The sequence below is a fragment of the Idiomarina sp. OT37-5b genome (genome assembly GCF_002968395.1).
GTDB lineage: Bacteria > Pseudomonadota > Gammaproteobacteria > Enterobacterales > Alteromonadaceae > Idiomarina > Idiomarina aquatica.
In genome coordinates, this window is the sequence record NZ_CP027188.1 from 1458208 (window position 1) to 1472200 (window position 13993).

General features: G+C 50.0%; 17 protein-coding genes and 1 pseudogene. 6 read left to right on the plus strand and 12 right to left on the minus strand.

Going from position 1 to position 13993, the window contains the following annotated elements:
• Nucleotides 1-73 precede the first annotated feature (73 nt).
• Together C5610_RS06795 and C5610_RS06800 are read right to left on the minus strand one after the other, a co-directional pair.
• The gene (locus tag C5610_RS06795) at nucleotides 74-397 is read right to left on the minus strand and encodes a helix-turn-helix domain-containing protein (protein WP_105306512.1); all 324 of its coding nucleotides are present in this window, start codon (nucleotides 395-397) and stop codon (nucleotides 74-76) included.
• A gap of 3 nt (nucleotides 398-400) precedes the next feature.
• Nucleotides 401-796 carry a hypothetical protein gene (locus C5610_RS06800; RefSeq protein WP_105306513.1) on the minus strand — a complete coding sequence of 132 codons (396 nt, stop codon included), beginning with the start codon at nucleotides 794-796 and terminating at the stop codon, nucleotides 401-403.
• Nucleotides 797-983: 187 nt separating this feature from the next.
• Between C5610_RS06800 and C5610_RS06805 the strand changes: the two genes are divergently transcribed.
• The 3 genes from C5610_RS06805 (at nucleotide 984) to C5610_RS06815 (ending at nucleotide 2506) form a co-directional block, all read left to right on the plus strand.
• Nucleotides 984-1982 carry an NADP-dependent oxidoreductase gene (locus C5610_RS06805; protein WP_105306514.1) on the plus strand — a complete coding sequence of 333 codons (999 nt, stop codon included), beginning with the start codon at nucleotides 984-986 and terminating at the stop codon, nucleotides 1980-1982.
• A 79-nt stretch (nucleotides 1983-2061) separates the two neighbouring features.
• Nucleotides 2062-2307 (plus strand): helix-turn-helix transcriptional regulator, encoded by a 246-nt coding sequence (locus C5610_RS06810; protein WP_105306515.1) that lies wholly within the window; start codon nucleotides 2062-2064, stop codon nucleotides 2305-2307.
• Nucleotides 2297-2506, plus strand: a complete 210-nt coding sequence (locus tag C5610_RS06815; RefSeq protein ID WP_158682669.1) for a HipA N-terminal domain-containing protein — start codon at nucleotides 2297-2299, stop codon at nucleotides 2504-2506. The genes C5610_RS06810 and C5610_RS06815 overlap by 11 nt, the downstream gene beginning before the upstream one ends.
• A gap of 79 nt (nucleotides 2507-2585) precedes the next feature.
• Here the strand turns inward: C5610_RS06815 and C5610_RS06820 are convergent, their stop codons facing one another.
• The 4 genes from C5610_RS06820 to C5610_RS06835 are packed head-to-tail and all read right to left on the minus strand — an operon-like array spanning nucleotide 2586 to nucleotide 4919.
• Nucleotides 2586-3269: a DUF799 domain-containing protein gene (locus tag C5610_RS06820; protein WP_105306517.1), complete on the minus strand. Its 684-nt coding sequence runs from the start codon at nucleotides 3267-3269 to the stop codon at nucleotides 2586-2588.
• The gene (locus C5610_RS06825; RefSeq protein WP_105306518.1) at nucleotides 3269-3622 is read right to left on the minus strand and encodes a DUF4810 domain-containing protein; all 354 of its coding nucleotides are present in this window, start codon (nucleotides 3620-3622) and stop codon (nucleotides 3269-3271) included. The genes C5610_RS06820 and C5610_RS06825 overlap by 1 nt, the downstream gene beginning before the upstream one ends.
• Nucleotides 3619-3945 (minus strand): hypothetical protein, encoded by a 327-nt coding sequence (locus C5610_RS06830; RefSeq protein ID WP_105306519.1) that lies wholly within the window; start codon nucleotides 3943-3945, stop codon nucleotides 3619-3621. The genes C5610_RS06825 and C5610_RS06830 overlap by 4 nt, the downstream gene beginning before the upstream one ends.
• A 2-nt stretch (nucleotides 3946-3947) precedes the next feature.
• Nucleotides 3948-4919: a CsgG/HfaB family protein gene (locus tag C5610_RS06835; RefSeq protein WP_105306520.1), complete on the minus strand. Its 972-nt coding sequence runs from the start codon at nucleotides 4917-4919 to the stop codon at nucleotides 3948-3950.
• A gap of 263 nt (nucleotides 4920-5182) precedes the next feature.
• Between C5610_RS06835 and C5610_RS06840 the strand changes: the two genes are divergently transcribed.
• Nucleotides 5183-5785, plus strand: a complete 603-nt coding sequence (locus C5610_RS06840) for an outer membrane beta-barrel protein (RefSeq protein WP_105306521.1) — start codon at nucleotides 5183-5185, stop codon at nucleotides 5783-5785.
• Between the two features lie 45 nt (nucleotides 5786-5830).
• Here the strand turns inward: C5610_RS06840 and C5610_RS06845 are convergent, their stop codons facing one another.
• The 4 genes from C5610_RS06845 to C5610_RS06860 form a co-directional block, all read right to left on the minus strand.
• Complete coding sequence (locus C5610_RS06845; RefSeq protein ID WP_105307736.1) at nucleotides 5831-7207, minus strand: HipA domain-containing protein; 1377 nt, start codon at nucleotides 7205-7207, stop codon at nucleotides 5831-5833.
• A complete protein-coding gene (locus tag C5610_RS06850) occupies nucleotides 7191-7502 on the minus strand; it encodes a helix-turn-helix domain-containing protein (RefSeq protein WP_262339787.1) in 312 nt (103 codons plus the stop codon). The genes C5610_RS06845 and C5610_RS06850 overlap by 17 nt, the downstream gene beginning before the upstream one ends.
• Before the next feature lie 137 nt (nucleotides 7503-7639).
• Entirely contained in the window at nucleotides 7640-9334 is a 1695-nt protein-coding gene (locus C5610_RS06855) for a methyltransferase domain-containing protein (protein WP_105306523.1), read from the minus strand.
• Nucleotides 9335-9377: 43 nt separating this feature from the next.
• Nucleotides 9378-10247 (minus strand): WYL domain-containing protein, encoded by an 870-nt coding sequence (locus C5610_RS06860; RefSeq protein ID WP_105307737.1) that lies wholly within the window; start codon nucleotides 10245-10247, stop codon nucleotides 9378-9380.
• A gap of 191 nt (nucleotides 10248-10438) precedes the next feature.
• On the opposite strand from C5610_RS06860, the gene C5610_RS06865 reads away from it, so the two are divergent.
• Nucleotides 10439-10708, plus strand: a complete 270-nt coding sequence (locus tag C5610_RS06865) for a hypothetical protein (RefSeq protein WP_126820027.1) — start codon at nucleotides 10439-10441, stop codon at nucleotides 10706-10708.
• A gap of 106 nt (nucleotides 10709-10814) precedes the next feature.
• Here C5610_RS06865 and ssb read toward each other — a convergent pair.
• Nucleotides 10815-11156 (minus strand): annotated as a pseudogene (gene ssb / locus C5610_RS06870) (single-stranded DNA-binding protein); the annotation flags it as partial.
• Nucleotides 11157-11390: 234 nt separating this feature from the next.
• Complete coding sequence (locus C5610_RS06875) at nucleotides 11391-12407, minus strand: helix-turn-helix transcriptional regulator (protein WP_158682670.1); 1017 nt, start codon at nucleotides 12405-12407, stop codon at nucleotides 11391-11393.
• Between the two features lie 174 nt (nucleotides 12408-12581).
• Here C5610_RS06875 and C5610_RS06880 point away from each other — a divergent pair, with 174 nt between their 5' ends.
• Nucleotides 12582-13985: a purple acid phosphatase family protein gene (locus C5610_RS06880; protein ID WP_158682671.1), complete on the plus strand. Its 1404-nt coding sequence runs from the start codon at nucleotides 12582-12584 to the stop codon at nucleotides 13983-13985.
• Nucleotides 13986-13993: the final 8 nt, after the last annotated feature.

Here is a 13993-nt window from a genome sequence, read left to right on the forward strand (position 1 = left end):
GGTTAGGTAGCTTGCGCCTTTGGCGCAAGTTACTTTTTTATCCTTTCTCGCTTGCGCCCGAGGCGCAAGCGAGTTACTGAGACATCACAACCACGGCCAAAAGCGCCCCCAAAAAGATACCGGTCACCAACGCCACCATTAACGGCAACGCCTGTAACCACAGCGGCTTATCGTTACCCACATGGGTTGTTTTTTCCGCAGCAATCACCTCATCACGTTGCCTTAGCTCAATCGCCAACACCGCATTTAATGCCTGCACGGTTTCATTCGACGCTTGTCCGTCACGCTCTACGCGTTGAATGGTACGCAAGCTGACCCCGCAGGCATCGGCTAAATGCTGCTGCGTCCAATTGCGACGTTTTCGCTCATCAGTAATTAGGGTTTGATCAACTTGCATCGGCTACCCCATAACCATCAGGACGGCTTTGGCGGCAAAAAAGCCGCTTATCAATCCCAAACCAAACAGCAACGCCACCATTTTAATCAGGTCGCTTTTCGTCTCGATCGAGCGTAAATGTTGCGAATCAATCACTTCACCGTTTTTGATCAGCTCACAGGTCACTTCACAAAAAAATGACCCGGTGACGATAAAGCGGATTTTATACTCCACGCCATCCAACTCAAAGTTATGCTCACTGCGTTTCGCGATAACCCGCTGCTCACTCATCTGGTTACCGTCGACACACACGACTTCGTTACCGGTCATGCTATTGCCTGACGCGGTGATGGTGTGTCCGTTGTGCTCAAAACGAAAATTAAATCGAAAAGTCAGTTGTTCTAACGTGCTACGTTTCATTGTTTTCTCTCGCTGGTGAATGTCGGCAAAACATTACCAAGCAGATGGTAGCGTTGATACGACAGTTTTGCGACTGTCAGGTGGCAGGCGGCTTTGACAGGTGAGTTGTGCTTAGAACGCAAGCTACCCACGCGTTCAATCACACGTTATGCTAACGGCACACAATAATGACGTTATAAGGAACAACATGACAACTTATAAAGCGATTAATCTGGTTAAGCGCCCGGAGCCGGGTCCGGTGAGTGCCGATATTTTTGAAGTGGTGGAAAAAGAGCTACCAACGGTTAACGACGGTCAGTTTTTAATTAAGCAAACTCACATGTCGTTAGACCCGGCCATGTTTGGCTGGATGAGTCCCGATACCGAAAGCTATATTCCGCCGGTTGAGCTGAATACCGTGATGCGCAGCTCCGGGGTTGGCGAAGTCGTGGAAAGCAAGCATCCCGACTTTGCCAAAGGCGACCGCGTCATGGGCATGATGGGCTGGCAAGAATACGCGCTAAGCGATGGTCAGGGCATCAATAAAGTCCAGGCTGATGTGCCTGACGAGATGGTGCTGTCGGTATTTGCCCTACCCGGCTTAACGGCCACCCAGGGTTTGTTTAATGTCGGCGAACCAAAATCTGGTGAAACCCTGGTAGTCACCGGTGCCGCAGGTTCCGTCGGCTCTATCGTCGGCCAATTGGCTAAAGCTGATGGCCTGCGGGTAATCGGTGTGGTCGGCAGCGATGAAAAAGCCAATTGGATAACCAGTGAATTAGGCTTTGATGGCGCGATTAACTACAAAACCGACGACTTAAGCGCCAAATTAAACGAACTCACACCCGATGGCATCGATTTGTATTTTGAAAATACCGGCGGCCCCATTCAGCATCATGTGATGCAGCACATGAACGCGCATGGTCGAATCGTTGTTTGCGGCATGATCGCCGACTATGACAAGGCCGAACCCGCACCCGGACCAAGCTGGATCCCGATTATTAAAAAGCGCCTGAAGATCCAGGGCTTCACCATGCCGGATCATTTCCACGAGGTGCCTAGCCTGCTGGAGAAACTCACGCCTTACGTGATGTCCGGCAACATCAAATACCGCGCGCACACGTTAGAAGGGCTGGAATCCGCCATTGACGGACTGAACCTGTTCTTTAGTGGCGATAATAAAGGTAAGTTGTTGGTTAAGCTTTAAGGCATTATCGAAAATAGCTGCGACATCAAATGTCGTAGCTATTATTTTTTACGTTCGCATAAATTAATGAGCGGTTCGTATGCTGGTAAGGGTTACATCTACACAAGAAATTGGGGCGTGGGCGCGAAAAACACGCAAAGCACAGCATCTTGATCAGGCCACTGCTGGCTCTCTAGCGGGCAACGGGCTGACTTTTGTCAGCCACTTTGAAAACGGCAAGCCCACCGTGCAGCTGGAAAAAGCATTGCACATGTTAGAAACGCTGGGGCTACATGTTTACCTGGATGTGCCCGCTGATATTGCTGAGACTGAAGATGATCAGTAATACAGCAACACGCCAGCTTCAAGTATTTATCAACGCTGAAAATATTGGATTGCTACGCGAGAATAACGGGCTTTGGCAGTTTGAGTATGCACAACGTTGGTTACAGCAGTCTCAAGCGTTTACATTAGCGCCATACTTGCCGCTGCAAGCCGAGCCACGCCAAATCACTGCTACCCGGTTGGGGCGGGATTTGGTTTAGTTTGGCTTAAGTAGTGTGGGTCAGCAATTTATTAAATAAATTGTACCTTGCGCCTTTGGCGCAAGGTACACAGAAGTTACTACTGCGCATTTAACTGTTTGTAATACTCGTCATATGCGGGGCTGTATGGGCCTGGCGGTAAGCCACGTTGCAGGTTGTAAAAGGTCTGGAAATTAGCGGTGCGGGTTAACGGCAGATAATTAGGAGCTGCCCGTTCAATCGCCGCGGTTACTGCCATGCTAATCAAATCCGCCAACGGATTACCGGTACTGTTTTGATTGTTAGGGTTATAGCTTAACTCTTTACGTGCGCGCCATAACTCGGTGCCATCGGCATTAACCAAACGGTATTCAAAATCGACCGTGGTGGTGGTCGAGATTAGCATGTATTGCGATGTCCATTCATGTATCGTCACATACAACACCGTGTCGGCACCGAACATCGACGCCAGGCTTTCTGGTGGCGCTGCATGTACTTCGGCCGGCTCGTAATAGCCCTCGTTTTCAAGCAAGGTTTTAACCGTGTTCACCGGGAACACATAATAGCCCCGCTCACCTAAAACCATCGGCAAGGTCGCCAGTACTGAAGTTGGTGCCTGCACGTCGATGGTTTCGTTGTTAACCGGCACCACCAAAATCGAGCGCGGTTTTTGCTCGTGTAATGGTTGTAAAAACACTTTGTCCGGACCCGGTGCTGCACAGCCCGCTAATGCAATAACAAACACGGTGCTGGCAACTGCACGAAAAACTCCTTTTAATGACATCACTGGGTACGCTCCTTCAGGTTATTAATCAGCGTGGTCATTAACGCCTCACTTTCAGGCCAATGTTTGCGCTCTAACTTGTAAAAGGCAATCGCCTCTTCGGCTTTACCTCGATTAAGCATGAAAGTGCCCGCCTCAGCGTAAAGACCCGGGGCAATGGTCTGCTTGCCCGGCTCGTATTCGCGCACAAACGCCAAATAATTATCCAGCATTTCTTCTTTTACCGCCGGTTCGTGATAATTAACAAACAATGCTTCTTCGTAATTACCCCATTGATACAAACCGTTGTTACTCGCACAACCACTTAACAGAGCGACCAAGCCAAGCGCCGTGAATAGCTTACGTTGAATCATTCACTCACCTCCAGTTTGTAGCTGATGCTCTCACCAAAATAATCACGCTTCGAATACAACACAGTATTGCCATGGCGCACTTCAATAACGTGCTCACCAATCAGCACCGGCACCGAATTTGCTGGATAAGCGAATTCAGCTACCGTGCCAAAACGTTGGCCGTCGACATACACCTCGGCCTGCTCAGCGTCAATAGTATCGTATTGCCAAACAAAGCTGATTTGCGGACGGTCATCAACAACTTGTGTTTCTTGATGCGGTTGATAAGCGCACGCGGTGGTCAGTAAGGACAGTGACGCCGCAAATAACAGTGCTTTTTTCATGGTTACTCTCCCATCTCGACGACTTCCAGTTCACTAACCTCATAGCCGTCAATACTGCCTTCGGTCAACACCCCAAACGCACCCTGATCAAGCTCGGTACGGCCAAAGGTATCAGCAATTTCCAGTACGGCAACTTGCTTACCCGGTAAAGTGATAGTACTACCCGTGGTGCTGGATTTGACCTTTTTGCCTTTGGTCATCACCGCAAAGGTCTGGCCTTTTTTAACGCCTTGCGCTTCGCCACCACTAATAAACACCTGACCATTTTCAACGGCCAGTACATCGGCAGACCACGGGTTGTCTAACAGCAGCTTGGCCATTTTGGCGACCGCCGCATTAACCGCCGCTCCAATAGCTTTGTCGTTGAGCGAGCCGTCGTAACCGGATACTGAACCAAAACCCATGGTGCGTGACTGCTCGGTTGAAGAACTGCCGGTGCCAGTAACCGAGGCAACTACCTGACCGGTGCTGACATCCACTAACCGAATATCAACGGTAGCGGTGGCCTCCTGTTTGGCACTGCTTGATAAGAAACCGCGCTCACCGGTGGTGGCGCGACCAAATTCTGTCAGCGATCCAATAACCAAGGTGTCGACACCAACCATTTCGTCAGGCTTGTTTTGCAACTGGGTTTCGTTTTTCAGTAAACCCAGATCCTGGCGTTCAAAGATCAAGAAGTTGTTGGTGTTCACGATGGCCTGACTGAACATGTCCGCAATTTTTTTATCGAACTTGCCTTCGTCGGCACCACGCAACAGCGAGCGGCCATAATTGGTTTCGTTGGTTAGGCGCCCGACGGCAATTTTGCGTTTTAGGGTAACCGCTTCCGGCGCTTGATTTTGCATTTGTTGTTGTGCGGCAGCTTGTGCAGGCTCATTAACAGCCGGCTTAGCGGGGTTTGGGGTGGGTGACTGTGACGCACAGCCGGCCATCAATACCGCTGAAATCGCCAGCGGCAACATTTTCAATTTCATAACAACTCCGTTTTGTGGAAATTCCGTTGGAATTTAGAAGATTCTACCATGCGTGTTAACATCTTGTTAATTATAAATATTATTTTTATCATAAACTTTGATGCTGATGTGCTAATTTTTAGTAACTAAATAAGATTATTAGGTTGGCGCGTCATTTTGGGTCGTAATCAGGTTAACTGGCTACGACCCAAAATGACGCACCACGATGTTTTCATATAGGGATTCACCACGATGGTGATAGTTGGTCAATAAGGAGATATTTAATGAAAAAGTCTATCTTAGCGGTTGCATTAATCATGGCTTCAGGAGCGGCAATGGCGCAGTCGCCTAATTGGAACAAAGTCGATATTTCGTACCTGGATACCGATATCGATATCGGCTTTGGCGAGGCGTCTTTTGACGGCTTTGGCCTGAATGGCTCGGTTGCGCTTAGCGACAACTGGATGCTGTTTGGCGATTACAAAGCGGTATCGGAAGATGCCAATGGTGCCAGTGCCGATTTAGACATGTTCAGTGCAGGTGCCGGCTTTTACCAAAGTGTATCGGGTAACACCGATATGTTTGCAACGGTATCGGTGGAGCGACTGGAAGTATCAGGTTCCGGCGGCGGTATTTCTGCCTCTGACGGTGAAACCGGCTTTGGTTTGGGCGTTGGTGTTCGCTCGATGTTAACATCGTCATTCGAGTTAGGTGGCAAGGTGGACTATGTGAATATCGATAGCGAAGACATTGTGCGTGCCCAGGTCAACGCATTTTACTACTTCACCGACAATATCTCGGTCGGTGTGGGTTACGAAATGTACCGCCTCAGCGACGCTGATTTGGACATCGACACCTTAAACGCGTCACTCCGCTACGCGTTTTAAGTTACTAGCCTCATAAAACATTTAGCCCGCAACTATTGCGGGCTTTTACAAGCGTTTGGCCATCTCCGGAATTAACGCAATCTGCTCGGTTAACTGGGCACTGGCCTGCTGAATAATAGTGATACAATGATCAACATGCGCCAACTCTGCTGTCGAGATATCCTGATCCACCGTCGCTGCATGCGCGGCTGTAATCGCTTTATGTACCGCGTCAATGGTTTGTTGAGCCAGTAACTGCATGCGAGCCGGCGAAAAGCCAAATTCTTCTGCCACGTCGGCTAGCATATAGGCGGTAAAGGGATCGGAAAAATTCCCCGCTGTTCCGCTCTCATACTCACCTATCGACATGGCGTAATGCTGGTCAATGGGAGCATCCTGTTGGCGTTTTTCGATTTCATCGATAATGGCCTTAATATTGACCAAATCGTAGAACGGCGCCAATGTCAGACCGTTTTTACCGACATAAAAACTGATATTTTTGCCATGTGCATCGTAGTTGCGCACTAAAACATTAAAAATCATCCAACGGATCAGTTGTGTGCGGTAATGTGCTTGATTAGCGGTTTGAATGGCGAAGAGTTTCGGGAAAGAGACGCCATCGCGAATGTACCGCCCATCGCCCTCGTCGCCATGCTGACGTTCATATTTATAAGAAGGAGGTAAGTTAGTCGCCTGGCACCCATCAATCACATGACGCCGAAAAACCCGCTGACTACTGGTATCAAGCTTTCGGTCAAATCGTTCAACAACCAAGGTTCTGACACCACCATAGGTGCGCAGCTCAGTTGTGGGTACCGGCAAGCCAGCGTGCTGTGCCAAATTCAGGATAAAGAACTCGTTGACGGCAATAAACGGTGCCCGCCCGGATTCAAATTTAAAAATTTTAGTTGAACACAGGTCTCCCTCGCCAAAGCCCATTTGTCCTTCAATTTCCAATAGGTTAAGTTTGTCCTGAACCCCTGCTACCGATAACCGCATACGGCCATCCCAATAGGCTATTGACTCACCTGTCAGGCGATATCTTTCCAGTCGCTTGTTCATTTCATCTTTTGTGATCAGGCGAAAGTCTGTTTTGGTATTTTCTTGGGTATCGCTAATAAATGACAGTGCGCCGGAGGTGTCAGTACCAATAACTTTGATAAGGCCAAAGGTATTATTACGCGAGATGGTCGTATTGCTGGTGAGCTCTTCCAGGCCTTTACCTTCGGGCAACATATTCTGTAAAAAATGACGAACCGCACTGCTATCGAAATTACCGGATAACGGCAAATGTGGCGATATTGCAAAACCGTCAATAACCCAATCGGGCTCATAGGTTAACATCAGCTCAGTTTCAGAGCCTACCGGCAACGTCAGTGTTGCTATTACCCTTTGGTTGCCTAAAAGGACCTTGAGATGATGCGTATTAGAACCACTCGTCATCTGCATATCCTTCGTTTGCGCTGTGTTCTATGTCGTCAGACACCACGGCAAACGTCAAACCGAGGTATTCCATCACCTGAAGCAATGTAGAAAGCTTTACGTTGGTATCCGCCTTTTCTATTCTTATTAACGTGGGCTTAGAAATCGACAAGGCATCCGCAACTGCCTCCAGCGACAATTTCATTTTAGTGCGCTTGGCTCGGATCGCGGATGCTAATTGCTGCGGCGAAAACTGCTGTTCTAAGTTAGGCATCGCTGTCGCTTTGACGCTACGCCCGGTAGGTTGCTTAGACATAATGGTTAACTTTAGTTTACTTTTAGCAAGAAAGTTTAGACGAAATTACCTAAAAGTCAAACATATATTACTTTTAGTTGTTAATTATTAATTCTCTCTTTAAAAGTAAATAATAGCTTACCTTAAGGGAGATGCGTCTACCCCCACTCCGCCAACTGCTGGATATCTTTAATGCGGTCGCGTTGCAGCGCAAAGGCTTCGAATACGTCGTCAAAGCTTTGATTACTGTGGTGTAAGTTGGGCAATGCCAAATTGGCTTGCGTAAAAAACTCTCGGCGGTTGTCACTCCAGCCTTGTTGCCACCAATGCAGGATGAGCTCGCGCGACGACAACAGTTTGTCGCTGCTTGGCAGGCGGTCAGATTTGTTCGCGTTTACCGCTTTGCGGGTGGGCAGTAAATTCCATAAGTCGTTATTCGGCCAGCGGGCAAACGGGAATGCATGATCCACGGCGTAGTCGCTGGGTTTGATGTGTTTGCCGGACCAACAACAGGCGACGTCATCGCTGGCGAGCAGTTCGTTAACCCGATGACGAACGCGGTTGGTGCTGCGGGTATCGTCTTTCCAGTCCAGCGCCTCTAAATAATCATTACGGTTAAATTGTTGTCGATTGACGTCGTAACTGTGCATCAACGCCGCCCATTCGTTCACCAGCGCCGGCTCTATCCACACGCTAAAGCGGGTTAACGAGTCCCAAATGTGTTTGGGCACATAAAAGGTGCCGAGTGAGGCTAAAAACGGCCGATCCAGGGTCAGCCCGGCGGTTGGTTTGGTGGTGCGATTAAGCTCAACCTCAAATACGGCGGTATTGCTACCGGGCAAAGTGGTGTAAGTCGCCGGATTCTTTTTAATGGTCGCGGCAATGTCTTTGAGTGTCTGATACAGCGCTTGTGCCTGCTCTGCGCCACTGTAGTACGCGCCAATAGCGTAATCGGCGGCCGTGGTATGTTGTAATAACCGCCATCCTCGCGACTGCACAAAGCCCAGTCCGGCCGACGTATTATTGTTCTGGTGCATGCCATAATGATCCACCAGAGGCTTATAAAGCTTTAGCCAATACAGCGCCACCAGCCCCATCGGCAGTGCGACGTGATCCTCGGTTTGATCCAACACCGCGCCGGGGTGCCCTTCGGCGATGCGCAGCAGACTTCGCAGCAAGGCAACTTTGTAGGTGGAGGTCTTTCTGTCATTAACGACGATGTTGCGCAGCAGCGGAAAGGCACCGGTGCCGTCGTCGGGTAAGGTCAGCAGCACGGTTTGCCAACTGACATCGCCGCGGCCGAGTTCGTCGGTTTGTTGTTCGGGCGTCAGTAACTGATAGGTTAAGCCAAAGCGGCTGGCTAATTGCGCCAGTTCGTCGGCAGAAACTTCGTACATCGTGCGTTCGTCGTGGCAGGCACCGTGACGCAGCGAAATCACCAACTTACCGTTGGGTTTTAACAGAGAGCTTAACTTGCGCAGGCTGCGCTCGCGTTGTGACGGCGGGATGTGCATCCATACAGCGCTTAATAAAATAAGATCAAACTTGGTTTGCAGTGCAAACACCTGGCTGAGATCGGGCAGGCTGTCGTTAAGCCAATGCACCGGCTTGCCGACGGTGTAGCCTTGTGCGACTTCACGAATACCCTCGGCAGGCTCTACGGCCACGACGTTTAAACCCTTGGCGGCCATAAAACGGGCATCGCGCCCGGATCCGGCGCCGACATCCAGCACCATGCCCTCTGTTGGCAACTCGTGCAGCCAATCTTTATGCACTGACTCAAACGGCACACTGTTGTAATTGTCCGCCAGGGTTTCGGCGTTTTTGGAGTAGTAGGTGATGTTTGTGGACATAATCCTTTTCCCGTTTACCCGTGGCTTGCGCCTAAGGCGCAAGTTACGTCACCTTATACCCCGGTGCGATGGCCAGGTTACTGGTATTCATTAAACTGGTGCGGTTGCGCAGCCAAAGTTGGTATTCGGGGCCATTGAGACTGGCATCTTCGGTACAGTCGACGTTCCAACGTCGCAGCAAATAGCCGGCCATGGCGGCGCGCACGTCGATGGTCAGCACACCGTCGGTCATACCATAGTCCATCTCAATGGCTTTGCTGTGGGTCACATTATGCGGATGAGCAACCAATTGTAACGGGATCTTCCGATGCCATTCATGATCACTTTCACTGCCTTCCTCAACACCGGCGTTATCGGTAATTTCCGCCTCGCTGATGCGAGTCAGCACAAAGTCACGGAAGCTTTCGGTTTTGCGATCGTAACCCCGTACGTGCCAACGCTGACCGTTATCCACAATGGTATGCGGCACCACTTCGCGGCGACTTTCACCACTCGACAGCGATGTGTAACGGATCATCACAGCTTGCTGCTTAAGCATCGCCTGTACCAGCCGCGCAATCACAAAAATGTCCGGCACATTGAGGCTGGTCGGCGCTTCCACCGGAAATTGCACGTCGCCGATGGCATCGAAACCGTCGCTGATGTCGTTGGCCAGTTTCACCAGTGTGCGTTTAGGATCGTGTTCGAATACCGGCTCAAAGCTGTCGGTTTGAAAATAACGTTTTAATTGATGATCGTACACCAGATTCTGCGGAGCGACTTCTTTGTAGAGATTGAAATCGCGCGAACCGGCCGACAACCCCACCTCAAATCGCTTAATCAGATCGTTGCGATAAATTTCGCCTTTAAACAGCAAACAAAAATCGATGTAAGCCAACCGCTGGCGTTGGGCATAAGACAATTTTTCCAGCATCGACTCGTTAATGCGTGTTTTAGCAGTTTCTGACATCGTTAACTTGTTATTTTTATGTGAACTCTTGCGCTAGTGTGGTTTGTTTTGAAGTGGATGTAAAGGGGGTTAATTGCAACGAATTTACTGCGACATAAAATGACGCTCCTACCGGTAAACTGGCTTTAAATTAATAACTTGGTAGGAAGATGGAAATGCTTAAAAAGACACTAAACGGGATATTTAATCACCTCCTCGAACTACCTTGGTACGTCAACATCATAGTGGGTATTGCCTTCAAAGTTATTTTAACCCTGTATCATGCGCAATTATTCCCGCACGAGCTCTGGATTAGCGAGCTGTCGCCCTACTCGCTTAGCGAAAAATTGGCTGCGGGGGCGTTGGGTGCGGTTAATCTGCTGGTGCCGTTTGTCTTTATTTGGGCCGGCGTAATAGGTTTGATCTTTAAATTGCGTGAAAAATGACGCTGTTCCTGGAGTTAAGCATGAACCAGCCGCGCAGTGTAACGATACTGGCGGCTGAGTACATTTAGTTAACGCTATGCGTGGCAGGGCGATTTTTATCGGCACTGCTTTTGCTATCCAACATTTGCAAATTTCGCACGATAATCTCCGTGCTGTATCGGTCAGTGCCGTTATCGTCTCGCCATTTATGGGTCTGCAACTGACCTTCGATATAAACCTTACTGCCTTTATGAAGGTACTCACCGGCGACTTCCGCTAACCGCCGATACAACACGCAGCGGTGCCATTCGGTTTGCTCCCTGGTTTCGCCGGTGACTTTATCCTTCCAGGATGCAGAAGTCGCGACATTGAGATTGGCAACTGCGGTATCATTTTGCGTCTGGCGCAGTATCGGGTCTGCGCCTAAATGACCCACAATAAACACTTTATTTATGCCTTTTGATGACATCAGCTTTTTCCTTTTTTGATGAAAGTGAAAAAGCCTAGCCAAACACGGGCGCATTGCTATTAACGATGGCGCAAACAGTTGTAAGCCAACGATAACGCGCTATGTTTGCTTTTAGCGATTGTTTGTCCATATTTATATGCGCGTGGTTAATCAATGAATTATTGAAGAGCAGTATGGCCCGCTATAACACTCAATCGAGTCACAAAAAAGCAGCTAACGTTAGTGCTTGAGTTTTTATCGATACTGATAATTATCGAGTGCTTGCTGCAGGTCGTTGATGATACTGGTGCGCAGCGATGCTGGCTGCAGAATTTCAATTTGCGCTCCCATGGATTTTACCCACCAGTCCAGTTGCCACGAGTCGGCAACAGTGGCACTTAACAAGTGCTTATCCCCATCCGTGGTGATGTGCTGATCATCACTGAGCGGTGTTTCGGTTAAGTGCATGGCGAGCTTATGATCAATTCGCGCTTTAAGTTGCAGCGTATTGCCGTCAGAAAACTGCAACCCGCCTTGGTCGATATAGTGTTTTAAGGTAAAGCCCGTCGGCGTCTTTACCGATTTATCGTCGCGCGGCGTGGCTTGCTGCATACGGTGCAAGGCAAACAAGCGGGGATCATCATAGGGATCAACACAAGCCACCAGATAGGTACTGACGCCACGTTGTACCATCGCTAAAGGGTGTAACGTGTAGCTTTTCAGTGCATCCGGCTTGGCGCCCGGTTGATAGCTAACGTCGATGCATTGGTTGTGCAACAGTGCCAGTTGTACGTTGCTGAGCACCTCATCACTGAGTTTCGGGGTTTGCTGTTGCAATGTGGCCGGCACGTAAGCCACTTTATTTTGCCAGTCGCCGAATGACGCCCCTTGCTGCAGCTTCGTCAGTTTGTCCTTAGCCTGGTTTAAACGCGGTGCCATCGATTTCAGCACGGTCGTCGGAACCAGTGGTTTTAACACTTTTTCGACCATCGTCAATGACAGCGCTTCGGCTGCGGATATTGCCGGCACGTCAGCGCCCGCGCCTTCCATCCAATGCCAGCCGTAGGGCTTGCCTTTGTCGTTACAGATCAGTGCGAAGGAATGCGACAACTGCTCAAGGTCACGCTCAACCTGTCGTTTAGAAACTTGAAAGCCTTCGTCATTGAGCTGCTGACAAATGTCTTTAGCGGTCATTCCCGGTGGCCGGGTAGGCAATAGCTTTAGCATTTCCCACTGCCGAACTAATGTTTGTCGTGAACCCTGTGAGGACATAGCAAACTCCTTTTGCGTGTTTCTTCTGACAACCATGACAGCTTATCAGATGGGTACAGAATAATACCATTGTTTGCAGCGCGTGCTCCGATCAGCTAAGTCTGGCCGTTATGCGCAACATCGATGTCACTGCCGCAGTATAAGCTGAATCTTTTATCCGCAAAAGGAACCTTTATGCATCTGTCACCCTTAACCAAAGTCGCTTGCGCTATGGCGCTGATCTTAACGACCAGCGACACCATGAGTGCGGTTGAGACTCAGCCCGCCAATACCTCAGTACCTGAAGGCGAAATGCGTTATGAGGTATCGGCGTTTCCTGATCGCGTGGCGCTGATTGCGACGGCCGCCCCCGCCCACAGTCAGACTTTCAGTTGGCGTACCCGGGTAATGTCCGAACCTGCGCTTTTACAAATTACCGCGGCGACGCCCTCGCCCGGCTTGCATCTTAAGGCAACGGAATACAGCGCGGAACACGTTCGTCTAACCAGCGCTAACGGCAAAGCACAGCACCACCGTGTCACCGTTGACGGATTAACGCCGGATACTTTGTACGCTTATCGTGTCAGCGGCGACGGTACCTGGAGTGATTGGTACCAGTTCCGAACCCCAGCGGCAACGTTCAGCCCTTACACCGCGCTGTATTTTGGCGACGCGCAAAATGCGGTTTATTCTCATTTTTCACGGACCGTAAGAGAAAGTCTGCGCACCGCGCCTCGGGCCAAGGTCATGTTATACGCCGGTGATTTGGTGAACTCCCGTGATGGCATTCACGATGACGAATGGGGCGAGTGGTTCGCAGCCGTGGACTGGATGGCAGCTACCGTTAACCAGCTACCGGCAGCCGGCAATCACGAATTCAGCAGTGATGATGACAATCCGATTCGTCACCTGCTGCCAAACTGGACAGCACACTATCCGGTGGCGGGTAACGGTCCAGACGCGTTATCTGACACCGTTTATTTCAGCGACGTCCAGGGCGTGCGATACATAGCACTGGATTCCACCGAAGCGTTACAAGATGAAGCACACGCCAAGCGTCAGGCTGAGTGGCTGCAGAACGTATTAGCCGACAACCCCAACCGCTGGACCGTGGTGTTTCATCACCACCCCATTCAATCGGTATCGAAAGGTCGTGATAATCCGCCTTTACGTAAATACTGGCAGCCCATTTACGAACAATTCGATGTCGATTTTGTCTTGCAGGGACATGACCATACGTACGGACGCCACAGTCAATTGTCCGACCATTCGGGGCCTGTTTACGTGGTTTCGGTTGCCGGACCGAAAATGTATTTGGTCAGCGATGAAGCACAACGGGTGATGCACCGTACCGCGGAAGACACGCAATTGTTCCAGACGCTGGCGTTTTCCGAGCAACAGGTAGCGTACCGTTCTTACACCGCCACCGGAGAGCTGTACGATGCTTTTGTATTGCATAAGCGCGCTGACGGCTCCAAGCGCCTGACGGATCAGGTGCCGGATACGGCTGAACGTCGCTGTCAGAACCCAGCGCCAGCACGTGACGATCGCTGCTGGAACGGCACCGACGTTATCTACGCACAACCGATTAAAAAATAGCGCGTTCG